This is a genomic window from Vibrio sp. CCUG 15886 (assembly GCF_028570825.1).
GTDB classification, from domain to species: Bacteria; Pseudomonadota; Gammaproteobacteria; order Enterobacterales; family Vibrionaceae; genus Vibrio; species Vibrio vulnificus_B.
This window is the reverse complement of the sequence record NZ_JAQQBT010000005.1, coordinates 26,373-49,928: the sequence shown is the minus strand read 5'-3', so window position 1 is coordinate 49,928 and position 23,556 is coordinate 26,373. Positions and strand designations below refer to the sequence as shown.

Annotated in this window: 21 protein-coding genes; 16 read left to right on the top strand and 5 right to left on the bottom strand. The window is 45.8% G+C overall.

What is annotated here, in order from left to right:
- Positions 1-18 precede the first annotated feature (18 nt).
- The 3 genes from lysS (at position 19) to PQQ36_RS11770 (ending at position 3,847) form a co-directional block, all read left to right on the top strand.
- The gene (gene lysS, locus PQQ36_RS11780) at positions 19-1,551 is read left to right on the top strand and encodes a lysine--tRNA ligase (RefSeq protein ID WP_011149542.1); all 1,533 of its coding nucleotides are present in this window, start codon (positions 19-21) and stop codon (positions 1,549-1,551) included.
- 198 nt (positions 1,552-1,749) lie between these two features.
- Positions 1,750-3,084 carry a cyclic-di-GMP-binding transcriptional regulator VpsR gene (vpsR, locus tag PQQ36_RS11775; RefSeq protein WP_011078613.1) on the top strand — a complete coding sequence of 445 codons (1,335 nt, stop codon included), beginning with the start codon at positions 1,750-1,752 and terminating at the stop codon, positions 3,082-3,084.
- Between the two features lie 511 nt (positions 3,085-3,595).
- On the top strand, positions 3,596-3,847 hold the full coding sequence (locus PQQ36_RS11770; protein ID WP_011078612.1) for a hypothetical protein: 252 nt from the start codon (positions 3,596-3,598) through the stop codon (positions 3,845-3,847).
- 39 nt (positions 3,848-3,886) lie between these two features.
- On the opposite strand, the gene PQQ36_RS11765 is transcribed toward PQQ36_RS11770, so the two are convergent.
- On the bottom strand, positions 3,887-4,921 hold the full coding sequence (locus PQQ36_RS11765; protein WP_013572399.1) for an NADP(H)-dependent aldo-keto reductase: 1,035 nt from the start codon (positions 4,919-4,921) through the stop codon (positions 3,887-3,889).
- 208 nt (positions 4,922-5,129) lie between these two features.
- Between PQQ36_RS11765 and PQQ36_RS11760 the strand changes: the two genes are divergently transcribed.
- On the top strand, positions 5,130-5,441 hold the full coding sequence (locus tag PQQ36_RS11760; protein ID WP_017419727.1) for a DUF6482 family protein: 312 nt from the start codon (positions 5,130-5,132) through the stop codon (positions 5,439-5,441).
- Here the strand turns inward: PQQ36_RS11760 and mutH are convergent.
- Complete coding sequence (gene mutH / locus PQQ36_RS11755) at positions 5,428-6,111, bottom strand: DNA mismatch repair endonuclease MutH (RefSeq protein ID WP_011078609.1); 684 nt, start codon at positions 6,109-6,111, stop codon at positions 5,428-5,430. The two genes, PQQ36_RS11760 and mutH, sit on opposite strands and share 14 nt — an antisense overlap.
- 618 nt (positions 6,112-6,729) lie before the next feature.
- Between mutH and rppH the strand changes: the two genes are divergently transcribed.
- Genes rppH through PQQ36_RS11730 form a run of 5 tightly spaced genes read left to right on the top strand, consistent with a single transcriptional unit; the run spans position 6,730 to position 12,011 of the window.
- Positions 6,730-7,248 (top strand): RNA pyrophosphohydrolase, encoded by a 519-nt coding sequence (gene rppH, locus PQQ36_RS11750; protein WP_011078608.1) that lies wholly within the window; start codon positions 6,730-6,732, stop codon positions 7,246-7,248.
- Between the two features lie 2 nt (positions 7,249-7,250).
- A complete protein-coding gene (gene ptsP, locus PQQ36_RS11745) occupies positions 7,251-9,497 on the top strand; it encodes a phosphoenolpyruvate--protein phosphotransferase (protein WP_011078607.1) in 2,247 nt (748 codons plus the stop codon).
- A gap of 6 nt (positions 9,498-9,503) precedes the next feature.
- Complete coding sequence (locus tag PQQ36_RS11740) at positions 9,504-10,295, top strand: sulfite exporter TauE/SafE family protein (protein WP_011078606.1); 792 nt, start codon at positions 9,504-9,506, stop codon at positions 10,293-10,295.
- Positions 10,296-10,334: 39 nt separating this feature from the next.
- The gene (gene lgt / locus PQQ36_RS11735) at positions 10,335-11,150 is read left to right on the top strand and encodes a prolipoprotein diacylglyceryl transferase (RefSeq protein ID WP_011078605.1); all 816 of its coding nucleotides are present in this window, start codon (positions 10,335-10,337) and stop codon (positions 11,148-11,150) included.
- Between the two features lie 9 nt (positions 11,151-11,159).
- A complete protein-coding gene (locus PQQ36_RS11730; RefSeq protein WP_273661252.1) occupies positions 11,160-12,011 on the top strand; it encodes a thymidylate synthase in 852 nt (283 codons plus the stop codon).
- 58 nt (positions 12,012-12,069) lie between these two features.
- On the opposite strand, the gene PQQ36_RS11725 is transcribed toward PQQ36_RS11730, so the two are convergent.
- Both PQQ36_RS11725 and PQQ36_RS11720 read right to left on the bottom strand, forming a co-directional pair.
- On the bottom strand, positions 12,070-13,218 hold the full coding sequence (locus PQQ36_RS11725; protein WP_043877071.1) for a flavohemoglobin expression-modulating QEGLA motif protein: 1,149 nt from the start codon (positions 13,216-13,218) through the stop codon (positions 12,070-12,072).
- 119 nt (positions 13,219-13,337) lie between these two features.
- On the bottom strand, positions 13,338-14,486 hold the full coding sequence (locus PQQ36_RS11720) for a Na/Pi symporter (RefSeq protein ID WP_013572391.1): 1,149 nt from the start codon (positions 14,484-14,486) through the stop codon (positions 13,338-13,340).
- Between the two features lie 381 nt (positions 14,487-14,867).
- On the opposite strand from PQQ36_RS11720, the gene nhaR reads away from it, so the two are divergent.
- A complete protein-coding gene (nhaR, locus tag PQQ36_RS11715; protein WP_011078601.1) occupies positions 14,868-15,758 on the top strand; it encodes a transcriptional activator NhaR in 891 nt (296 codons plus the stop codon).
- A 128-nt stretch (positions 15,759-15,886) separates the two neighbouring features.
- Positions 15,887-16,183, top strand: a complete 297-nt coding sequence (locus PQQ36_RS11710; protein WP_011078600.1) for an ArsR/SmtB family transcription factor — start codon at positions 15,887-15,889, stop codon at positions 16,181-16,183.
- Between the two features lie 122 nt (positions 16,184-16,305).
- Here PQQ36_RS11710 and rpsT read toward each other — a convergent pair whose 3' ends face one another.
- The gene (gene rpsT, locus PQQ36_RS11705) at positions 16,306-16,566 is read right to left on the bottom strand and encodes a 30S ribosomal protein S20 (protein WP_011078599.1); all 261 of its coding nucleotides are present in this window, start codon (positions 16,564-16,566) and stop codon (positions 16,306-16,308) included.
- Positions 16,567-16,815: 249 nt separating this feature from the next.
- On the opposite strand from rpsT, the gene murJ reads away from it, so the two are divergent.
- From murJ to fkpB, 5 genes are all read left to right on the top strand, one after another.
- A complete protein-coding gene (gene murJ, locus PQQ36_RS11700; RefSeq protein WP_045596271.1) occupies positions 16,816-18,378 on the top strand; it encodes a murein biosynthesis integral membrane protein MurJ in 1,563 nt (520 codons plus the stop codon).
- Positions 18,379-18,449: 71 nt separating this feature from the next.
- On the top strand, positions 18,450-19,385 hold the full coding sequence (gene ribF / locus PQQ36_RS11695; RefSeq protein ID WP_273661243.1) for a bifunctional riboflavin kinase/FAD synthetase: 936 nt from the start codon (positions 18,450-18,452) through the stop codon (positions 19,383-19,385).
- 64 nt (positions 19,386-19,449) lie between these two features.
- Positions 19,450-22,296 (top strand): isoleucine--tRNA ligase, encoded by a 2,847-nt coding sequence (gene ileS, locus PQQ36_RS11690; protein WP_072610784.1) that lies wholly within the window; start codon positions 19,450-19,452, stop codon positions 22,294-22,296.
- A gap of 78 nt (positions 22,297-22,374) precedes the next feature.
- On the top strand, positions 22,375-22,881 hold the full coding sequence (lspA, locus tag PQQ36_RS11685) for a signal peptidase II (protein WP_072610785.1): 507 nt from the start codon (positions 22,375-22,377) through the stop codon (positions 22,879-22,881).
- Between the two features lie 241 nt (positions 22,882-23,122).
- Complete coding sequence (fkpB, locus tag PQQ36_RS11680) at positions 23,123-23,554, top strand: FKBP-type peptidyl-prolyl cis-trans isomerase (RefSeq protein ID WP_060532465.1); 432 nt, start codon at positions 23,123-23,125, stop codon at positions 23,552-23,554.
- Positions 23,555-23,556: the final 2 nt, after the last annotated feature.

Here is a 23,556-nt window from a genome sequence, read left to right as displayed (position 1 = left end):
AAACAGGATACATCGAAAATGACTGATGCTGTTCAAAACGAAACTGTACAAGAAGCCTCTGCACAAGAAGAGAATAAGCTCATTGCTGAACGCCGCGCAAAATTGGATCAAATCCGAAAGAGCTGCAAAGCAAATGGCCACCCAAACGACTTCCGTCGTGACAGCCTAGCTGGCGACCTTCAAAAAGAGTTCGGTGAAAAGAGTAAGGAAGAGCTAGAAGCACTTAACCACGTTGTTGCTATTGCGGGTCGTGTTATGGCGAAACGTGGTCCATTCTTGGTGATCCAAGAAACTTCTGGTCGTATCCAGGCTTACGCGGACAAAGATGTACAAAAAGTATTGAAAGACAAATACCAAGGTCTTGATATCGGTGACATCATCGGTGTGAAAGGTGCGCTGCACAAATCTGGCAAAGGCGACCTATACGTAAACATGGAAGAGTACGAGTTGCTAACTAAAGCACTTCGTCCACTGCCAGAGAAGTTCCACGGTCTCACTGACCAAGAAATGCGTTACCGTCAGCGTTATGTTGACCTCATCGTGAATGAAGATTCTCGTAATGCGTTTGTAGTACGTTCAAAAGTGATGTCGGCAATCCGTAATTTCATGATCTCTAAACAGTTCATGGAAGTTGAAACGCCAATGATGCACGTGATCCCTGGCGGTGCGAGTGCGCGTCCATTCATCACGCATCACAATGCGTTAGACATGCCAATGTACCTACGTATTGCGCCAGAGCTATACCTGAAGCGTCTAGTTGTTGGTGGTTTTGATCGCGTATTCGAAATCAACCGTAACTTCCGTAACGAAGGTCTTTCTCCACGTCACAACCCTGAATTCACGATGATGGAATTCTACATGGCGTACGCAGACTACAAAGATCTGATGGACCTAACTGAAGAGCTACTAAGCTCGGTGGCTTTAGAAGTTCTAGGTTCAACGTCAATGCCTTACGGTGAGCATACTGTTGAGTTTGGTGGCACATACACTCGCATGAGCATGTTTGAAGCAATCAAGCACTACAACCCAGACCACGCGCAAATCCAAGCGCTAACGGAAGAAGACATTCAAAACCGTGACCTAATGGTTTCTATCGCGAAATCGGTTCACGTAGAAGTCGAACCTTTCTGGACATGTGGTCAGCTTCTTGAAGAGATCTTTGGTGAAACAGCAGAACCTAAGCTAATGCAGCCAACGTTCATCACTGGCTACCCAGCAGATATCTCTCCACTGGCTCGTCGTAGCGATGACAACCCGTTCTTCACAGACCGCTTTGAGTTCTTCATCGGTGGCCGTGAAGTGGCGAACGGTTTCTCTGAGCTTAACGATGCAGAAGACCAAGACGCACGTTTCAAAGCACAGGTTGAAGCGAAAGAGTCGGGTGATGACGAAGCCATGTTCTACGATGCAGACTACATCACAGCACTAGAGCACGGCCTACCACCGACTGCTGGTCAAGGTATCGGCATCGACCGTCTAGTGATGCTACTGACCAACACGCACACGATTCGTGACGTTATTCTATTCCCAGCGATGCGTCCTCAGGCGTAAGAGCAAATAGATTGAAAAACCACCTTCGGGTGGTTTTTTTTATCGAGCAGAATTCCTTTTACATCACTAAATGCTACCTGCATTCCAAGTATTAGTAATTGAGTCTAGAATTAATTAACTGTCTCATATTTGAAACAGACTTATGAATCATTAGTCTCGATAATGTAACTAACGATCGAAATAGTGAAAGGGTTGTATATGGCTACTCAGTTTAAGATGGATTCTGTACCGGGGTCATTGGTAGTGGTTGGTGGTACTTATGAGCCTTGGTTGTCCGTTTTGGAGCAGGTGGGCTGGAAGTGCCATCAATGTGCGGATTTACGCAAAGTGGACGCGCTGTTAGAAGATATTGGGCCATGCATCGGCATTGTTGACCTTAGCCATGATGAGTTCAGTCTCAATGGCATCGCTAATCTTGTGAGTACACACAAGCACGTGCGCTGGCTCGCCTTTATTCGTGAACAGCAACTCAGCTCTGACACGATTTGCCAGTTTATCGTTAACTTTTGTATCGACTTTTTCACCGCACCTATCCCTGATGCGCAACTGCTTAGTACGATAGGCCATCAATTGGGCATGTTAAAGCTTGAGAAGAAGGTTTGGCCGACGTTTGGCAATAATCAAGATATGGGACTGATTGGGGAATCGGTTCCTTTGAAGCGCCTACGCGATCAAATTAAACGCATTGGTCCTACCGATGTGAGCATTCTGATCAATGGGGAAAATGGCTCAGGAAAAGAAACGGTCGCTCGAGCCATTCATAAAATCTCATCGCGTGCGATGAAGCCATTCTTTTCTGTCAAATGTCGTGCAATGAGCGAGCAACGTTTTCAAGCGGATGTTTTTGGCATTGGGGCTGACGCAAATGCAGGGCCGTCAATACTAGAGCAGGCTGATGGTGGCACGGTGCTGTTTAATGACATTCTAACCATTTCCAAAACTCAGCAACTGCACCTTCTTCGTTTCTTGCAAGAAGGAACGATAGAAACCAGCGATGGTATGAAGAAGGTCAATGTCCGCATTTTGACGGCGAATGCTTCCGATATTGAAAAAGCATTGATCGATGGGGATTTTAGTGAAGAGCTTTACCACTACATCAATGTGCTGCGGATTAATGTGCCAAGTCTCAAAGAGCGTGCCAGTGACATCACCTTGTTGGCTCGTTACTACCTGCAAGAGTACTCAAAAGAGTATAACGCGCAGGCAAAAGGCTATTCTGAAGAAGCGCTGAGAGCTTTGATGCGTTATTACTGGCCTGGCAATGTACGCGAGCTGATGAATCAAATTAAGCGTGCTGTCTTGATGTCAGATAGCGTGATCATCGATGTGCCGCAATTGGATCTTCCTAAACGTGGCGATAGTAAACGCAGCTTAAAAAATATCCGTGAGAAAAGTGAGCGCGATGCGCTATTGCTGGTACTGGAATCTCATTCTGGTCAGGTCTCTAATGCCGCCAAAGAATTGGGGGTTTCACGTGCGACGATGTATCGACTGCTAAACAAACACAATTTGATTTCCGAACAAACGGTGTAGCGGAATATCCTGTTTAAATCACCCAAAGCTTGAGGCCATTCTATTGAATGGCCTTTTTACATTCAGATAATCATCTAACAACCTCATATTGCTAAGGTGAATATGTTATAACCAATCAATATGCAACTGACATTTAGTAGGATGTTTTGTAATTGCTGCATTGGAGAAAAAGTGATTGATTAGCAACCGTTTTCGCTTACAATTTAACCGTAACTTTCGAGTTATACCACATCAAAACTTTAGGATTAATAAACCATTGAAGGGGGCTAACATGTTGAGATTGAATGCAAATCAACCCGTTTGTGCTCTTCGTGATGCTCATTCATCTGAGATGAGTGTGGTTATCAGCATCGGCGCTGATAACGCTATCAATGGTTAGTTAATCCGCACCCTCATTGTTATTTAACTGAGCTGCGGAAAATGGCAGCTTAGTTTGTGTCTCTCTCTACGAGTTGATCTACCCGAAAGCACGTCATTTTTCTCAGCAATCATTTTTATTTGGAGAAAAATAATGCGTCACTCTATTTATTTGAAATTAGCCACTATTTTGGTTCAAGCCGATTTAAAACGTGAAGAACGTGAATGGGCGAAACGTGTTCGTCGTAGTAGTTATGAAATTCCTTGGAACAACGCCTTCTTACTAAGAGACATTGGTTTAGATGAAGGTGGTCGAGCGAACCCAAACACCACTCCGGACGAAGTCAAAGTCGCGCGTCGAATCCGTCATATTCGCCGTGTGCTTAGTGCGCGAATACCGACGTAATCGAAAGGGCTGTAACCTTGGTGGTTACAGCCCGCAATGTTATGGGCATGGATTGGAGTAGATGGTACCAATCTGCTGTATTTTATTTAACACCTCATCTTCTAACTTGACATTGAGACTCTCGATATTGGCTTTAAGCTGATCGAGAGTCGTTGCTCCAATGATATTACTGGCGACAAATGGGCGTTGATTAACAAAAGCCAGCGCCATTTGCGCGGGATCCAAGCCGTAATCTCTGGCGAGTGAAACATACGCTTTGGTTGCTTCTAGCCCTTGCGGGGTAAAGTAGCGCTGAAAACGCTCAAAGAGAGTACAGCGAGCGCCTTTTGGGCGAGCGCCATCGAGGTACTTACCGCTTAACGTGCCAAACGCCATCGGAGAGTAGGCAAGCAGCTGAACGCCTTCATAGTGGCTAATCTCGGACAAGCCAACTTCAAAGCTACGATTGAGTAAATTGTATGGATTTTGAATCGAAACAATTCTTGGTAAGTCGTGTTTTTCGGCTAAACGCAGCAAGGTCATTACGCCCCAAGGGGTTTCATTAGACACGCCTATATAACGTACCTTTCCTGCTTTAACGAGTTCATTCAGTGCTTCTAGCGTTTCAATGAGCGTCACTTCTTCTTGCGCATCGGGATAAGGGTAGTTGAGTTGACCAAAGCAGTTGGTTTGACGCTGAGGCCAATGTAATTGATAGAGATCGACATAATCGGTTTGTAGGCGCGTTAGGCTGTCATCGATCGCCGTATGAATATGGCGTCGGTTTAAACTCATGTTGTCTCGAATATAGGGAACATTGCGAGGGCCGGCTATTTTTGTGGCGATGAGGACTTTTTCACGTTTGCCACTTTTGCTTAGCCAATTACCGATAAACTGCTCCGTTAACCCCTGGCTTTGTGCTTTTGGTGGTACCGGATACATTTCTGCTGTATCAATAAAATTAATACCTTGAGCGACCGCATAATCGAGTTGTTCGAAAGCGTCTTGTTGAGAGTTTTGTTCACCAAAGGTCATGGTTCCAAGGCAAAGTTTGCTGATCTCAAGCGTGGAATGGGGCAGCTTAGTGTATTGCATGGCACTTCCTTGTTAATTGGATTTATTGTCGGTTACCTATTGTTCAACATCTTATGCCGACTTAACGCTCAGGAGAAGAGGTGAAGATGCAATATCATAATTGATAATTTCATCAACTTAAGCGAGCTTCTCTCTTGCCCTACCATATTGATCATGGACTACACTTACAGCCTAATGGACAAATCGCGAAATCGGATTGAGGTAAGCTATGCAGAAACATCAATTGGATCTTTGGCTACACAGTAAACATCATGATCATTATGTGCCGCCTAAAATGTTCGTAATAGGTTGCTCTGATGCCAATGAGTATCTGTTGGCCATAGAGTACAAACATCATCTTGAGCCTATTAAACAAGGGGAGGAATTGATGCATTTCTCGTCTTTGGATTTAGTGAAAGAAGAATTACTGAAATTGGGGGTGGAGAAAGCGTATCTTCGTTTACATAACGTCTACGAAGAAGTTGGTAGCGACCGATTGGCTTCTTACTATGATATTGAACTGCAACTCACTCCTCATTGAGCAATGAGTTGAAGGCATTTTGCAAAATCTGAGCGGTAAACTGAGTTCGTAAATAAAATCCACGTGGCAGTGTTTTAATCGGTTTTCCGTTGATGTTATACGCTTCGGTGAGTGCTTTGCTATTCGCGGCTTTTGGTCTGAGATGAAGAGCCACGCCATGTCGGGCAGAAATTTGATCAAATTGACCAAACACGATCATCTCCATCAATTCTTCCCAGTCATTTTTGAGTAATATTTCTTCCTCGTCATTGGGAGACCAAAGCAGTGGTGTGCCGACATGACGCTCGGCCAGTGGGATTTCTCGCTCTCCTTCAACCGGAATCCATAACACGCGAGAGAGTTTATTGCGCACGTGACTGGTTTCCCACGTTAATCCATGCACTCCCGTCAGTGGTGCTACGCAGACAAACGTCGTTTCAAGCGGTTTGCCGCTATAACTGACGGGAATGCTTTTTAACTCAATACCCAGTTCGGAAAAATCTTGCTGTGGTTTACTGCCAGCAGGAGCGCCCAAGTGCCACTCAAGCAGTTGCCCCACCCAACCTTTGTCACGTTTGAGATCCAGAGGAACGTCCATATTAGCTTCTTCTGCCAACTCGGCGAAGCTACAACCTGCAATTTGATTCGCTCGTTGGAGCAGTTCTGCTTCTGTTTGTGGAATGGGTTTCATAACCAAGACCGTAATAAAGGGAAAGCGATATGGTAACAAAGAATCGGATCGAAGCGATACGCTCAAGGATCATCATTGCTGGTGTTTTGATCTATTAATAAGTTATCCACAGAAAGGGGCGTTCTTAAAGGTGAAAAGTAAAATCATGGATCAATAAACAGTATATGGTAAGCGATATTTTGCTTGATTTTTAGTGATGTTAGTCATTTTTAAAACTTTGAGTGTGGATAAAATAGGCGTTGTATGATCTTTGACCGATCTGTTTGCGGTCAAAAGATCATCAAGAGTTAGTTTGCTGAAAGATCTTGTTTGTATTTTTAATTGATTGAATATCAAAGGATATTTTTTATTTTTGGAAAGGGGTAATGTTTATGAGAGAGTGATGATGAAACTATCATTGACGAAAAGAAGTTATTCTTCACAAAGTTATTCACAGAAAAGGTGAATAAATGTGGTCTGTGTCTCAAACTTGTGTTGATAACTGTTTTTGTGCTGAAAAGTTATTCAATTGGGTCTGAAACACGATAAATCTTAGCTATATCACATCAGTAAGTTTGCTACTGTTGGGGATATGTGGAAAAATCACTGTAATAAAAAACTTATCTTAGAGGTTAGCCAGTGATAGATGGCGATGGTTACCGGCTAAATGTTGGTATAGTGATTTGTAATAACCATGGTCAGGTCTTCTGGGCTAAGCGATACGGGCAACACTCTTGGCAATTTCCTCAAGGGGGGATTGATGATGGTGAGACTCCGGAACAAGCAATGTTTCGAGAGTTGTATGAAGAAGTCGGTCTAACGCACAAAGACGTTAAGATCATTGCGAGCAGTCGTCATTGGTTAAGATATAAGCTACCAAAGAGACTGGTTCGTTGGGACTCTAAGCCTGTTTGTATCGGCCAAAAGCAGAAATGGTTCCTTTTGCGTCTTGAGTGCGATGAATCCAAGATCAATATGCAAAAAGGTAGCTCTCCTGAATTTGATGGTTGGCGTTGGGTTAGCTATTGGTATCCTGTGCGTCAGGTGGTTTCATTTAAGCGAGACGTTTATCGCCGAGCGATGAAGGAATTTGCATCGTTAGCCATGCCTTTTCGCGAACGTAAATTGAAAGGTAAAAAAGTTAAACGAAGAGGATAACCATGCTGAGTCAACTCAGGGAGATAGTTGAAAAGGTTTCTCGTGTCGAGGATGTTCACCAAGCATTGAATACATTGGTACGAGAAACTTGCACAGCATTGAGCACAGAGTGTTGCACGATTTATCTGGCGAATGAAGAAAGGCAACGGCTAGAGCTAATGGCAACGCAAGGCCTGACTTTTCATGGCGACAGTATTCACATCCAGTTTGAAGAGGGCTTGGTTGGCTTAGTGAAACGCAGCGCCGAGCCTCTTAACTTAGCCGAAGCCTCGAAGCATCCCGCTTTTAAATATTTTCCTCAGTTAGGCGAAGAAACGTATCACTCGTTTTTAGGTGCGCCGATTATCCATCGTAAAAAAGTATTGGGCGTGCTGGTAATCCAGCAGAAAACCCCACGACTTTTCAGCGAGATGGAAGAATCCTTCCTTGTCACTCTATCCGCTCAGTTAGCCGTCATCATTGCGCATGCACAAAGTCTTGGCCATTGGTCATTGGCGTCTAAACCTGCTGCGGTGCAGGGCATTGCCGCTTCAAGTGGGGTCGCAATTGGCGAGTTTTGGTATGACAATTCACAGCCGATATTGTCGGAGGTGTGCCCAGCCTCGACACTCGATAAAGAGCGAGAGCAAGAGTGGTTAGCTGTTGCGATTGAAGCCGCGTTGGCGGATTTTCGCCGTATGCGCAAAAAGTTCGACAGTGAAATCAATAAAGATGCGCTGGCCATATTCGATCTCTTCACGCACTTGCTGAACGATCCTATGTTACGTACAGACTTGAAAAAGCATGTGGAGCGCGGAGATCGCGCGGACTGGGCATTGCGTCAAGTGGTCGAAAGCTATTCCAGTCGCTTTGCACGAATGTCGGATGTTTACCTGAGAGAGCGAGCGCATGACATTCGTGAGTTAGGTCAGCGTTTACTGTTCTTTTTACACAACAGTGAGCAAGAGCAGCCAAGAATTGAGCGACCGGTAATTTTGGTTGCCAATGAACTCACCGCCTCACTTTTGGCGTCTGTGCCGAAAAAATACCTGTTGGCAGTGGTGGCATTAGAAGGCGCGGCGAACTCCCACGCTGCGATTTTATCCAGAGCGCTAGGAGTGCCTGCTGTCATGGGGGCGAACCTGAATCTGGAAGAGGTGCATGGCAAGCAGGGGATCGTCGATGGCTACTCCGGCGAGATTTATATTCAGCCTAATCGCCAGATTTTGCGTGAGTACCGCAGCCTTGTAACGGAAGAGAGTGAATTGTTCGCGATGGTGAACAAGGAGCTTGCTCTGCCCGCGAAAACTCAGGATAACGTCGATGTCGAGGTATTACTCAACGCGGGCTTGAGCGCCGACAGTAATATCGCGATCAACGCGGGTGTGGATGGTGTGGGATTATATCGCACTGAAATTGCTTTTCTCTTGCAACATCGTTTTCCTTCTGAGGATGAGCAATATCAGCAATATCGCGCTATTTTAAGTAGTTATCCTCAGCAGCGAGTGGTGATGCGCACCTTAGATATTGGCGGCGATAAACCGCTGCCTTACCTGCCTATTGAAGAGGATAACCCCTTTTTAGGCTGGCGTGGGATCCGTTTTACCCTAGATCATCCAGACATCTTCCTTATCCAGTTACGAGCCATGTTACGAGCCAGTGCTGAGCATGGCAATTTGAGTATTCTCTTGCCGATGATTTCTGGTGTCGGAGAGCTTGATGACGCCATTCGTTTGATTCAGCAAGCTTATCATGAGGTCGTGTTGCTGGATGAACGCGTGGTGATGCCACAAATTGGCGTGATGATTGAAGTCCCTTCGATGGTCTATTTGATTCCATCAATTGCTCAGCGCGTGGATTTTGTCTCGGTGGGGACAAACGACTTAACGCAATATTTATTGGCTGTGGATCGGAACAATGCACGAGTTTCTGATGTCTATGAATCGTTGCATCCAGCGGTATTGCAAGCCCTGCAGCAGATTTATCAGCAGTGTGGACAATACCACTTACCCGTTTGTATTTGTGGCGAGTTAGCGGGAGACCCATTTGGCGCATTACTGCTACTTGGTTTGGGTTACCGTAGTTTGAGCATGAACACCTCAAACGTCGCGCGGATCAAATATTTGATTCGCCATAGCCAATTGAGCGATTTACAAGCCTTGTCTCAACAAGCTTTGTCGCTTTCTTATGGCAAGGATATTCACCAGTTGATGCGGGATTATTTTATTAATCATGATTTTGCCGGTTTTATCCGTGCAGGTAAGAAGTAGGTTGCTGTGACGTTTGAATTATTAAGTGTGTTGTTGGTGCTGGGTGCGTTTGTTGGCGTGATGGCAGGGTTATTAGGCATCGGTGGTGGTTTGATTGTGGTGCCTGCGTTGCTTTACTTATTGCCGTGGGCTGGAATTCCCACTGAATTGAGCATGCACATGGCATTAGCAACGTCTTTAGCCAGTATTATTGTCACTTCGGGCTCTTCAGCGTTAAATCATCTCAAATTGGGCAACGTGGATATCTTTGTCGTGAAGTGGCTGATGCCGGGAGTGGTGATTGGTGGATTTGTCGGGGCGAATATCGCTGAATGGATCCCAACCCAATATTTGCCGAGAGTGTTTGGGGTTATCGTTTTATTCTTGGCACTGCAAATGTTCCGCTCGATTCGAGTGACGACAACCCGCGCAATGCCAAGCAGCCCAGTCACCATGCTGTATGGTACAGGTATCGGAGTGGTATCGAGTTTAGCAGGGATCGGTGGTGGTTCTTTATCGGTTCCGTTTCTTAACCGACACGGCGTTGAAATGCGCAAAGCTGTTGGATCCTCATCGGTATGCGGTTGTGTGATTGCGATTGCGGGGATGACGGGATTCATCCTGCATGGCTACAGCGTCGCTTCATTACCTGATTACAGTGTGGGCTATGTTTATCTACCAGCCCTGCTGGCGATTGCAGGAACCTCAATGCTAACCACTCGAATTGGTGCTCGCTGGGCCACCACGCTTCCAACGGCAAAGCTGAAAAAAATCTTTGCGTTATTTTTAATGTTTGTCGCGCTCAGCATGTTAGTCTAGCCGCGTTATTTCAAAGTTGATGATTAAGAGTACTTCATTATGTCTCAGGGTTACCTGCCTTTTCCTAATATCGACCCCGTCTTTTTCTCGATAGGACCCATCTCAGTTCGTTGGTACGGGTTGATGTATCTATTTGGTTTTTTGTTTGCGATGTGGCTCGCCAATCGCCGAGCAGACAAACCGGGCAGTGGCTGGACGCGAGAGCAAGTTTCGGATTTGCTGTTCGCTGGATTCCTAGGCGTTGTGCTGGGTGGTCGCATTGGGTATGTGCTGTTCTATAACTTCGATCTCTTCCTCGCCGATCCGATTTACCTCTTTAAAGTCTGGACAGGTGGCATGTCTTTCCATGGCGGCTTGCTGGGTGTCATTACGGCTATGCTCTGGTACGCGAAGAAAAATGGCCGAACCTTTTTTGGCGTGGCGGACTTCGTTGCTCCGTTAGTGCCATTTGGCTTAGGGGTAGGGCGCTTAGGCAACTTTATGAACGGCGAGCTTTGGGGCAGAGTGACCGATGTGCCTTGGGCGATGGTGTTCCCAACCGGCGGACCACTACCACGCCACCCTTCGCAATTGTATGAGATGGCATTAGAAGGGGTGGTGCTGTTCTTTATCCTCAACTGGTTTATCCGCAAACCAAGACCTTTAGGATCCGTATCTGGTTTATTCCTTGCTGGTTATGGTACATTCCGTTTCCTCGTTGAATACGTGCGTGAGCCGGATGCGCAACTGGGTCTGTTTGGTGGTTTCATTTCAATGGGACAGATCTTGTCGTCACCGATGATTATTGGTGGATTGGCGCTGATGGCTTGGGCTTATAAACGTGGCCACTATCAAGACAAAGTAACCGTGAAGTAAGGAATTGAAGTGAAACAATATTTAGAATTGTGCCGTCGCATCGTTGATGAAGGGCACTGGGTTGAAAATGAACGTACCGGTAAGCGCTGCCTTACTGTGATCAACGCGGATTTAACCTACGATGTTGCCAACAATCACTTTCCTTTGGTTACCACGCGTAAGAGTTTCTGGAAGGCGGCGGTTGCAGAGTTGCTTGGCTACATTCGAGGCTATGACAATGCGGAAGATTTTCGCAAGTTAGGTACGAAAACCTGGGATGCGAACGCCAATCTCAATGATGCTTGGTTGAATAACCCATATCGCAAAGGCGAAGATGACATGGGCCGTGTCTATGGCGTACAAGGTCGAGCTTGGGCGAAGCCTGATGGTGGCCATATCGACCAATTGCGTAAAATTGTCGATGACCTGACGCGCGGAGTAGACGATCGCGGGGAGATCCTCAATTTCTACAACCCAGGTGAATTTCATATGGGCTGTTTGCGCCCTTGTATGTACAGTCATCACTTCTCATTGCTGGGTGATACGTTATACCTCAATAGCACACAACGTTCGTGTGACGTACCGCTGGGGCTGAATTTCAACATGGTCCAGGTGTATGTGTTCTTGGCGATCATGGCGCAGATTACGGGCAAGAAACCGGGCCAAGCATTCCATAAAATTGTTAATGCACATATCTATGAAGATCAGTTAGCACTGATGCGTGATGTGCAACTCAAGCGAGAACCGTTACAAGCGCCAACGTTCTACATCAACCCTGAGATCAAATCTTTGGAAGATTTGGAAACTTGGGTCACTTTGGATGATTTCTGGGTAGAAGGGTATGAACATCATGACCCAATCCAGTACCCATTCTCGGTATAACATCACGATGGTTGAAAAGGGCTCCTAGAGCCCTTTTTTGTTACCTGAAGCGTTTGTGCTATTTGAGCGCATTGGCGACAAATTTATAGATAGGATCCGCTGGGGCGGGTTTGGCGATGGCTGGGCTAATGAATTTTGGTGGCTGAATGAGGCCATCTGCGACCAGCGACTTGATGGTGGAGAAATAGCGTATTTCTGTTTTGCCCGCGAGCAACAAATTAAAATCGTCGCCGAGCTGATCATAGGCATTGAGGATTTCTCTAAAGCCGCGTAGATAGAGATAATCCTTGGTATAACCACCGCCACGATAGACGCGAGCCGTAATCGTAAATGCTGTCATGTCATCCGTTTTATACTGCTCTTTGAGCAGTAAAAAGGTATTGCGAAAATCTCGATCTTTGATCATCGATTCGACAGCAATAACGCGAAGAGCCAAGGTTCTAAGGCGTTTGAGACTAAAATGCCCAGAGAGAAACTCACAGAGAATAGCCAATCCTTCTTGTGTGGTCGTATTTACTGGGCAACCCAAGCTGAGTAATTTCAACGGCTGGGCTCGCCCGTTCAACGTCGTAAGCAAGTGAACACCGAGTTCATGATGGGCAAGAGCGTGCATCTCTTTCGTGGTGATGCTGGCCGAAGCATTAATTTTCACTTTGGTTCCCGAGACCAGCGCATTAGCAATCATGCTGTTGTTGATCTCAATCTCCCCTGTATAGCCATGATCCTGACAGAACTGCTGCATAAAGGCGGCGATTTCATGGCAATCGTGGCGCTGGGAGGCTTCTTCTTCAATGGGAAGATGCAATAAGAAATTGGCATTACGGATATCTTTGCTGCTCGGTTCACCATAATAACGCAGTGAGTTATAGAGAAACTCCGCATTACCGATGGAACAAAGTTGATCGAGTTTGTCAGCATAAGACTGGATCACTTCCGCGTACAGAGCACGTAGCTTCACGCTGTCGATGTTTTCAATGGGAAGAGAGTAAAGATTTCGCTTAGCTTGATGAACATCAAACGTTTGATCTTTGTAGGTAAAGCTGGGTTCAATGGAAAAGCGATTATCAAAAAAGCGCTGCCGCTCTTCCTTGTAGTTTTGCGGCGTGACACTGCTCAAAATATCTATGTTTTCAACAAGTAGAGAAAGTTGGTCGTCAATCTTTCTTGCCGCTTCTAACCGTTGTTGGTTCTCTTTATGTTCCATCATTGCGTACACCGCTGTTTTTCTTCAGTGTGTATCAGCCAACGATTTTTGCCAATGAAAACCTTTGCTTCAGCAACAAAAAAGGAGAGCAATTTGCTCTCCTTTTCCGGTATTTCAATGTTCTATGCCGTTAGTGCCAGAATCGACCCTGGGATGAAGATGAATACTGCAAGTAGGTACCCAGCAACCACCGCTTTGTTCTTAATCGCCATCTCTGAAATGAATTCTGCACCTTTAATTGGGATTTCGCGTAAGAACGGAATACCAAAGATGAACAGAGTTGCTAACACGTTAAAGGTTAAGTGGACGAGAGCAATCTGTAGTGCAAACACAGCAAACTCACCAGAAACTGCCGTAGCTGCAAGCAGTGCGGTAATACAAGTACCAATGTTCGCACCCAGAGTGAATGGGTAAACATCACGTACTTTCAGTACACCAGTACCAACGAGTGGAACCATTAAGCTGGTTGTTGTTGATGAAGACTGAACCAACACCGTTACGATAGAACCTGACACGATACCGTGGATAGGACCGCGGCCAATTGCGTTCTTCAGGATGTCACGAGCGCGGCCAACCATTAGGCTCTTCATCAATTTACCCATCACCGTGATAGCAACGAAGATGGTAGCAATACCCAGTACAATCAGTGCAACACCTGCAAAAGTATCACCAAATGTGCTTAGTGGGCCTTTCACTGCACTTACGACAGGTTTGGTAATTGGCTTGATGAAGTCAAACCCTTTCATGCTCATATCACCCGTGTTCAATAGTGGTGACACAAGCCAGTGAGACACTTTCTCTAGAATGCCGAACATCATTTCCAAAGGAAGGAAGATGGCAACCGCAAGTAGGTTGAAGAAATCGTGAATTGTCGCACTTGCAAAAGCGCGCTTGAATTCTTCTTTACAGCGTACATGGCCAAGAGAAACCAAGGTGTTTGTTACTGTGGTGCCAATGTTTGCACCCATAACCATAGGGATTGCAGTTTCTACTGGTAAGCCACCAGCGACCAAACCGACGATAATCGAGGTCACAGTACTGGAAGATTGAATAAGAGCTGTCGCCACAAGGCCAATCATTAGGCCCGCAACAGGGTGTGAGGCAAACTCAAAAAGTACTTTAGCTTGATCGCCAGTAGCCAGTTTAAAACCACTACCTACCATAGATACTGCTAAAAGTAGCAGGTATAACATGAATGCCAAGTTAGCCCAGCGAAGCCAACGAGTTGTGCTCGAAATTGGCGTTGCTGCCGTAGTAGCTTGGTTCATCATAATTTTCTCCATTGACCGTCTAAATCTCAGTTTGGTCTGTTGTTGAAACTGAGGCCGATACTAGAGATGAAATATTTCAGTAATATGACAATTCGGTGTCATCTGGATATTTTCACCGTTGAGCTCGGATTAATTCGCTGAAATAAAAATAACTCATCATTAAGTTTTTGATTTTTAGTTGTTTTTCACTTCATCTCAAGCGGTTGTTTTTTTGTTCAATTAGTGGGTGGTATGTCACAAAATATGACAATATGAAATTGATTGGTTCTGTTTTTTTTAATGTTATTGCGTTTTAAATTCGGTTTTTCCGATATAATTGGCGACGTCTGTCATATTTGTCACGTTCTCAGGGACGGCAGTGGTTTCTTTTAAGGAAGGGTTATGTCACATCTCAATTATAATCACCTCTACTATTTCTGGATGGTTTGTAAGCAAGGTTCCGTTACTAAAGCGGCAGACGCGCTGTTTCTCACGCCACAAACGGTGACTGGACAGATCAAAGCGCTAGAAGATCGCATGAAAGGCAAGCTGACAAAGCGAAACGGCCGTACCGTTGAACCCACTGAGCTTGGGCAATTGGTATTCAAATACGCTGACCGTATGTTCGGTTTAAGTTACGAAATGCTCGATATCGTCAACTATAGCCAGCATGCCAATATTCTATTTGAAGTCGGTGTTGCTGATGCGTTGTCAAAACGGCTAGTGAGTAAGGTGCTGAAAACCACTGTACCTCAAGACAAAAAAATCCACTTATGTTGTTACGAATCGACGCACGAATTGCTGCTGGAACGTTTGGCACAACACAAGCTCGACATGATTCTGTCTGATTGTCCTGTCGACTCGACACAAAGTCCCGGCCTATATAGTAAGAAACTGGGTGAGTCGAGCATGAGTTTCTTCTCTTCCACCAAAATAGATAATGCTGAATTTCCCGCAATTTTGGAGCAGAAAAAACTGTTGATTCCTGGGAGCCGAACAGCGATGGGGCGTAAGGTTTTACAGTGGTTTGATCGCCAAGGGATTCAACCTGATGTCTTAGGGGAATTTGATGATGTGGCCCTAATGAAAGCCTTTGCTCGCTACCATGATGACGTCATTTTCCTTGCCCCGACCGTCTATATCTCAGAAATCGAAGAAGATCTGACTTTACAACTCATTGGCCATGTTGACGATCTCAAAGAAGAGTATTACGTGATCTTTGCTGAGCGTATGATTCAACATCCCGCAGTAAAGAATGTATGTGACGCAGATTTTAGCCAATTGTTTGAATGAAACCGTTCCCTTGAATACCCCAAATAGATTACTATCTACAAAAATATAAACCTAAATTATAAAATTGTTTAACACAACTATCTGCAACAACCGTTGGGACATGTGAGTTGTAGCTAGAGGACCAACACATGAACTTAAAAGATATGGAGCAGAATTCTGCTAAAGCTGTCGTATTACTCAAAGCCATGGCCAATGAAAGACGCCTGCAAATCTTATGCATGCTACACAATCAAGAGCTATCGGTCGGGGAACTTTGTGCCAAATTGCAATTAAGTCAGTCTGCATTGTCTCAGCATCTGGCATGGTTGCGTCGTGATGGTTTGGTGACCACGCGTAAAGAAGCACAAACGGTTTACTACACTCTGAAAAGTGAAGAAGTAAAAGCAATGATTAAACTGCTGCACAGTCTTTATTGCGAAGAATAATGCTTTTGCGTGCCGTGTAGAAAAGAAAAGCTGGCTTACAAGCCAGCTTTTTTATATGGGTAATTTGATAGCAATAAAAAAACCGGCATAAAGCCGGCTTTTTTCACTGAATCGAGACTCTATTAAAGAGCTTTGATTTGTGCAGCGAAACGAGACTTGTGACGAGCTGCTTTATTCTTGTGAATAAGGCCTTTAGTCGCCATGCGGTCTAGGATCGGTGTAACTACAGCGAATGCAGCAGTTGCAGCTTCTTTATCGCCAGCAGCGATTGCAGCAACAGTTTTTTTCATGTAAGTGCGCATCATTGAACGACGGCTAGCATTGTGCTGACGACGTTTCTCAGCTTGGATAGCGCGCTTCTTAGCAGATTTGTTATTTGCCAAGGGTCTAACTCCCAAAAACTTTAGTTCGGTGACAATTTAAGGGCGAGGAATATCCCTCATTTATGCCCGATTGTCAAATGATTTGTGCAAAAACCCATCGCGACCAAAACAAGTTTTGGTAAGAAAGGGCATCGCGGTTAAGATGGCGGGGATTCTATCAGCATTTTTAGACCAATGCTAATAAATATCCGCGTCTGTCCTAACAAAAGACGGATAAAAGTTAAGCTACGGTGATATTTCGAGGTTACAGTGAGTAAACGACTACTCAAGTCCGGCATGATCGTCAGCGCTATGACGTTGGTTTCTCGTGTTTTAGGCTTAGTGCGCGATGTGGTTGTCGCCAATTTAATGGGCGCAGGTGCCAGTGCCGACGTATTTTTCTTTGCCAACAAAATTCCGAATTTCTTAAGAAGACTTTTTGCTGAGGGAGCGTTCTCTCAAGCCTTTGTGCCAGTACTGACGGAATACCACGCCAGTGGCGATCTAAACAAAACACGGGATCTCATCGCTAAAGCATCAGGGACGCTCGGAGTGATCGTTTCCGTCGTGACGATTTTAGGGGTGCTCGGTTCTGGCGTTGTCACGGCATTATTTGGCGCGGGATGGTTTATTGACTGGTTACATGGTGGGCCAGCCGCGGAAAAATTTGAGCTTGCCAGCTTTATGCTCAAAATCACCTTTCCCTATCTTTGGTTTATTACCTTTGTTGCCTTGTCTGGTGCGATTCTCAATACCATGGGCAAATTCGCGGTGTCCTCATTTACACCCGTTTTTCTCAACGTGATGATCATTCTCAGTGCATGGTACATATCACCGATCATGGCTCAACCTGAAGTGGGTTTGGCGATAGGGGTGTTTCTGGGTGGTTTAGTACAGTTTCTTTTTCAAATGCCCTTCCTTATTAAAGCGGGGGTTTTAGTCAAACCGAAGTGGGGTTGGCGCGATCCGGGCGTGGTCAAAATCCGTACCTTGATGATCCCCGCTTTATTTGGGGTATCGGTCAGTCAAATTAACTTATTGTTTGATACCTTTATCGCCAGCTTCCTGCAAACCGGTTCGATTTCATGGCTTTACTATTCTGATCGCTTGCTCGAGTTCCCTCTGGGTCTATTTGGTATTGCCATTGCAACGGTGATCCTTCCTGCGCTTTCTCGCAAACATGTTGATGCACACAGCGAGGGTTTTGCCCATACCATGGATTGGGGGGTTCGCATGGTCACCTTACTAGGCATTCCAGCAATGCTCGGTTTGATGGTATTGGCCAAGCCAATGCTGATGGTGCTGTTTATGCGTGGTGAGTTTACCCCACAAGATGTGCATCAAGCCTCTCTGTCTCTTTTGGCGTACGCTTCTGGGTTGTTGAATTTTATGCTGATTAAGGTACTCGCGCCTGGCTACTATTCTCGTCAAGACACTAAAACGCCAGTGAAATATGGCATTGTTGCTATGGTGACCAACATGGTGTTTAACGCCATTTTTGCTTGGTTCTATGGTTATGTTGGTTTGGCTATTGCGACCGCTTTGTCTGCCTTTGTTAACATGGCACTGTTGTATCGAGGTTTGCATATCGCTGGTGTTTATAAAATCTCTCGACGTACGTTTTTATTTATCAGTCGTTTAGTGCTTTCTGGTGCGGTGATGGTGGCGGCGATTTTGTGGCAACTTGATGAGATGAGTGTTTGGCTTGAGTGGACCACCGCCCATCGTGCAGCAATGTTGACGATGTTGATCGGCTTTGGCGCATTGGCGTACGTTGCTTGTGCCTTTTTGCTCGGGATTCGGGTAAAAGACCTAAAAGCTGGGACAGAGTAAGGTGGATTGGTATATAATCCGCCAGTTTGACACTGTATAAAACGAAAACAGAGGCATTTCGCTGTATCCAAATGGAACTGATACGAGGTATACACAATATAAAACCACAGCATCGCGGCTGTGTATTGACCATAGGTAACTTTGATGGTGTGCATTTAGGGCACCAAGAAGTGTTGCGTCAGGTCTCTCTGCGAGCTAGGGAAATGTCGTTACCTTCTGTCGTGATGACATTTGAACCTCAGCCTTTAGAGCTGTTTGCCAAAGAGAAAGCCCCTGCGCGCTTAACGCGTTTACGCGATAAGTTTGTCCAATTGGGTAAGCTTGAGATCGACCGATTGTTGTGCGTCAACTTTAATCGTCATTTCGCTTCCTTAGATGCGGATGCCTTTATTCGCGACTTGTTGGTTGAGCGTTTGGGTGTTAAGTTTCTCGTTGTTGGCGATGACTTTTGTTTTGGTAAAGCAAGACAAGGCAATTTTGCCATGCTGCAAGAAGCGGGCAAAAAATACGGTTTCACCGTAGTGAATACCCAAAGCTTCTGTTTAGCGCAGTTAAGAGTCAGTAGTACCGCCATTCGTGAAGCGCTTGCTCACGATCAGCTAGCGGTTGCCGCTCAAATGTTAGGGCGGGATTACAGCATTAGCGGACGTGTTTCACATGGCCGTAAATTAGGCAGGACGATAGGTTTTCCTACCGCCAATATTCCGCTAAAACGCTGTGTTTCTCCCGTCTCTGGCGTGTATGTCGTTCAAGCGTTAGGCTTGGATAACAAACCGATTGGTGGTGTGGTCAATATTGGCCAAAGACCGACGGTTAACGGCGTTCGTCAGCAGTTAGAGGTACATTTATTCGACTTTCAAGCCAACTTGTATGGCAAGCAGTTAGAAGTGGTACTTTTGCATAAACTGCGTGATGAAAAGAAGTTTGAGTCTTTTGACGCACTCAAACAGCAAATTGAATTGGATGCTGAGGCAGCAAGGGTGTGGCTGCGTCAGCTAAAGCGTTGAACGGTTTATTCCACCGAACAACATAATGTCTAACTTTCGCCCAATATAACGGAATTAAGAATCGATGAGTGAGTATAAAGATACCCTGAACTTACCTGAAACAGGGTTTCCGATGCGCGGCGATCTGGCTAAACGTGAGCCAGAAATGCTAAAGCGTTGGTATCAAGAAGACCTTTACGGTGAAATCCGTAAAGCGAAAAAAGGCAAGAAATCATTTGTGTTGCACGATGGTCCTCCATATGCAAACGGTGATATTCACATTGGTCACGCACTAAACAAGATTCTTAAAGACATTATTATTAAATCCAAAACACTTTCAGGTTTTGACGCACCTTACGTTCCAGGTTGGGACTGCCACGGTCTGCCAATTGAATTGATGGTAGAGAAAAAAGTGGGTAAGCCAGGTCAAAAAGTGACTGCTGCTGAGTTCCGTGAAAAATGTCGTGAATACGCAGCAGGCCAAGTAGAAGGTCAAAAAGAGAGCTTTAAACGTCTTGGCATCATGGGTGAGTGGGATAAACCTTACCGCACCATGGACTTCACGACGGAAGCTAACATCATCCGTGCGCTTGGTCAGATCGCTGATAACGGCCACTTATTGAAAGGTTTCAAACCTGTTCACTGGTGTACCGATTGTGGTTCTGCATTGGCAGAAGCGGAAGTTGAGTACAAGAACAAAGTGTCTCCTTCTATTGATGTGCGCTTTAAAGCTGCGGATGAAGCCGAGCTATTAGCGAAATTCTCTTTGAATGAAGGCCATCAAGGTCAAGGTGACGTTTCCATCGTCATCTGGACAACCACGCCTTGGACACTTCCTGCAAACCGCGCAGTGTGTCTGCGTGATGATCTTGAGTACGTGCTTATCCAAGTTGAGGGTGACAACCCTGAGCGTATTATCGTTGCGGCGGAATTGGCGAAAGACGTGATGGATCGTGCGGGTATCGAGCACTTCCATAACCTTGGTTTTGCCAAAGGTGCAGAGCTTGAGCTTACTCAGTTCCAACACCCATTCTACGATTTCACTGTTCCGGCGATCCTTGGTGATCACGTGACGACTGACTCAGGTACTGGTGTGGTTCACACTGCGCCTGGTCACGGTCAGGAAGACTTTGCAGTTGGCCAAAAGTACAACCTAGAAGTGGCAAACCCAGTGGGTTCAAACGGTGTTTACCTACCAGACACAGAACTATTTGCTGGTCAGCACGTATTTAAAGCGAATGACGCTGTAGTAGAAACGCTAAAAGAAAAAGGCGCGCTATTGCATCACCACGCTTACGAGCACAGCTACCCACATTGCTGGCGCCATAAAACGCCGATCATCTTCCGTGCAACTCCTCAATGGTTCGTCTCTATGGACCAAGCAGGCCTACGTGCTAAAGCGCTTGAGTCTATCAAAGGTGTTCAGTGGATGCCTGAGTGGGGTCAAAGCCGTATCGAAGGGATGATCGAAGGTCGTCCTGAATGGTGTATCTCACGTCAACGTACTTGGGGTGTGCCAATTGCCCTTTTCGTACACAAAGAAACCGCAGAGTTGCATCCAAACACGTCTGAGTTGATTGAAAAAGTCGCTCAAGTGGTGGAGCAAAAAGGCATTCAAGCATGGTGGGATATCGATGCAGCGGAATTGCTTGGTGATGACGCAGCTCAATATGAGAAAGTCCTGGATACCCTAGATGTTTGGTTTGACTCTGGTGTGACACACTACGCAGTGGTAGACAAACGTGAAGAGTTCAACGGTGCGGAAGCAGATATGTACCTTGAAGGTTCAGACCAACACCGTGGTTGGTTCCAATCTTCATTGATCTCTTCTATTGCGATGAAAGGCAAAGCGCCTTATAAGCAAGTGTTGACGCACGGTTTCGTGGTTGACGGCCATGGTCGTAAAATGTCGAAATCGATCGGTAACGTGGTTGCACCAAAAGATGTCACCAACAAACTGGGTGCAGACATCCTGCGTCTATGGGTTGCTTCTACAGACTACACGGGTGAAGTTGCGGTTTCTGACGAAATCTTAAAACGTTCAGCCGACGCTTACCGCCGTATTCGTAACACAGCGCGCTTCTTCCTTGCTAACTTGAACGGCTTCAATCCTGAAACGGATATCGTGCCAGTTGAAGAGATGGTCGCGCTTGACCGTTGGGCAGTTGGTCGTGCACTAGCGGCGCAAAATGAAATTGTTAAAGCGTACGATGAGTACAACACGCACGCAGTCACACAGCGCTTGATGCACTTCTGCTCTATCGAGATGGGTTCATTCTATCTTGATGTGATCAAAGACCGTCAGTACACCGCCAAACTGGGTGGTCACGCGCAACGTAGCTGTCAAACCGCGCTGTACTACATCGTAGAAGCCTTGGTTCGTTGGATGGCACCGATTATGTCGTTCACTGCCGACGAAATCTGGAACCAAATGCCAGCTTCTCTTCCTGGTGGAGAAAGCCGTGACAAGTTCGTCTTCACCGGTGAGTGGTTCGATGGTCTGTTTGGTCTTGCTGAAGGTGAAGAACTGAACAACGCATTCTGGTCTGAAATGCAGAAAGTGCGTGGTGCGGTGAACAAACTGCTGGAAGCGGCACGTAGTGATAAAACCATTGGTGGTTCTCTACAAGCAGAATTGACTCTATTTGCTGACGATGCCCTAGCGGCGAAAATCAACAAGCTGGAAGATGAACTGCGCTTTGTTCTGCTCACGTCTGCCGCAACAGTGAAACCACTGAGCGAGAAATCAGATGCTGCGCAAGCCACCGACATCGAAGGTCTGTTCGTCGAAGTTCGTGCAACGGAAGCTGAGAAGTGTGACCGTTGTTGGCACCACACTCCAGACGTAGGCACCATTGAAGGTCACGAGAAGATTTGTGGCCGTTGTGTGTCGAACGTGGATGGTGAAGGCGAAGCGCGTAAGTTCGCTTAATCGGTCTCTTTAATACGATTGAACTTTTTTTAAATTTTATAGCCCCAGTATCGACTGGGGTTATTTTTAGGAAGAAAGATGAGCGGTAAAGCGCAGATATTCAAACAAACGGGTGTACGTTGGTTGTGGCTGGCACTGGTGGTGTTTTTAGCCGATATCGGTATTAAATTCATTGTGATGGAAAACATGGGGTATGGCTGGGCAAATCGCATTGAGGTTTTGCCTTTCTTTAACCTGCTCTATGTGCATAACTACGGTGCCGCATTTAGCTTTTTGAGCGAGCAAGCCGGTTGGCAGCGCTGGTTATTTACCAGTATTGCTTTTGTGGTCACGGGTCTATTGACCTACTGGATGAGCAAGCTACCAGCGGCAGAAAAATGGAATAATGTCGCTTATGCCATGATCATTGGTGGTGCGATTGGCAACGTGTTTGATCGCATGGTGCATGGCTTTGTGGTGGATTACCTCGATTTTTACTGGGGTACTTACCATTGGCCTGCGTTCAACTTAGCCGACACGGCAATTTGTCTTGGCGCGGCGATGATCATTCTCGATGGCTTCCGGAAAAAGGAAGAAGAGAAGTAATCTTTGCGAGATCGCGAATAACCCTAAGCGTCGTCGGTTGATTCTGGCGACGCTTTTTAGTATACCCGTCATATTTGAAGCTGCAGCGTTGTTGACTGCGATAATTTCCCGGTACGCCAGCCGCCCTAATCACATAGCGCATTATGCTCATAGGGATGAATTATCTTGTCGCCTAGCCGCAACTCCCACTATTTAGGGTATACACCAACAAAAACAATAATGACCTCAAGGAAGCAGTAACGTGAGTACAATCAATAATAATTCCGCAGTCACACTGCATTTTACGATAAAAATGAATGACGGTTCTGTCGCAGACAGTACGCACAATATGGGCAAACCCGCGAAGTTTGTTATGGGCGATGGCAGTTTAAGTGAGAATTTTGAGCAGTGTTTGCTTGGTCTCACCGTAGGGGAAAACAAAGCGATTGAGCTAAAAGCAGCGGACGCTTTTGGCATGCCTAACCCAGACCATATTCACCATATGGACCGCACGAAATTTGTTGGCGAAGCGCAAGTGGAAGTCGGCACCATTATGGCGTTCAGCGGGCCAGATGGCATGGAGATCCCAGGCATCATTACTGAAATTGCTGGTGATTCAGTGACGGTGGATTTCAATCACCCACTTGCAGGCCAAGATGTGACTTTTGAAGTTGAAATTTTGTCAGTAGAATAGCC

Bases quoted from the DNA above. Each gene is read 5' to 3' on its own strand.
- nhaR (WP_011078601.1), top strand. From the start codon at position 14,868: ATGTCACATCTCAATTATAATCACCTCTACTATTTCTGGATGGTTTGT.
- PQQ36_RS11710 (WP_011078600.1), top strand. From the start codon at position 15,887: ATGAACTTAAAAGATATGGAGCAGAATTCTGCTAAAGCTGTCGTATTA.
- lysS (WP_011149542.1), top strand. From the start codon at position 19: ATGACTGATGCTGTTCAAAACGAAACTGTACAAGAAGCCTCTGCACAA.
- PQQ36_RS11760 (WP_017419727.1), top strand. From the start codon at position 5,130: ATGCAGAAACATCAATTGGATCTTTGGCTACACAGTAAACATCATGAT.
- mutH (WP_011078609.1), bottom strand. From the start codon at position 6,111: ATGAAACCCATTCCACAAACAGAAGCAGAACTGCTCCAACGAGCGAAT.
- lgt (WP_011078605.1), top strand. From the start codon at position 10,335: ATGTCTCAGGGTTACCTGCCTTTTCCTAATATCGACCCCGTCTTTTTC.
- PQQ36_RS11765 (WP_013572399.1), bottom strand. From the start codon at position 4,921: ATGCAATACACTAAGCTGCCCCATTCCACGCTTGAGATCAGCAAACTT.
- PQQ36_RS11725 (WP_043877071.1), bottom strand. From the start codon at position 13,218: ATGATGGAACATAAAGAGAACCAACAACGGTTAGAAGCGGCAAGAAAG.
- PQQ36_RS11720 (WP_013572391.1), bottom strand. From the start codon at position 14,486: ATGATGAACCAAGCTACTACGGCAGCAACGCCAATTTCGAGCACAACT.
- ileS (WP_072610784.1), top strand. From the start codon at position 19,450: ATGAGTGAGTATAAAGATACCCTGAACTTACCTGAAACAGGGTTTCCG.
- lspA (WP_072610785.1), top strand. From the start codon at position 22,375: ATGAGCGGTAAAGCGCAGATATTCAAACAAACGGGTGTACGTTGGTTG.
- vpsR (WP_011078613.1), top strand. From the start codon at position 1,750: ATGGCTACTCAGTTTAAGATGGATTCTGTACCGGGGTCATTGGTAGTG.
- ptsP (WP_011078607.1), top strand. From the start codon at position 7,251: ATGCTGAGTCAACTCAGGGAGATAGTTGAAAAGGTTTCTCGTGTCGAG.
- PQQ36_RS11770 (WP_011078612.1), top strand. From the start codon at position 3,596: ATGCGTCACTCTATTTATTTGAAATTAGCCACTATTTTGGTTCAAGCC.
- ribF (WP_273661243.1), top strand. From the start codon at position 18,450: ATGGAACTGATACGAGGTATACACAATATAAAACCACAGCATCGCGGC.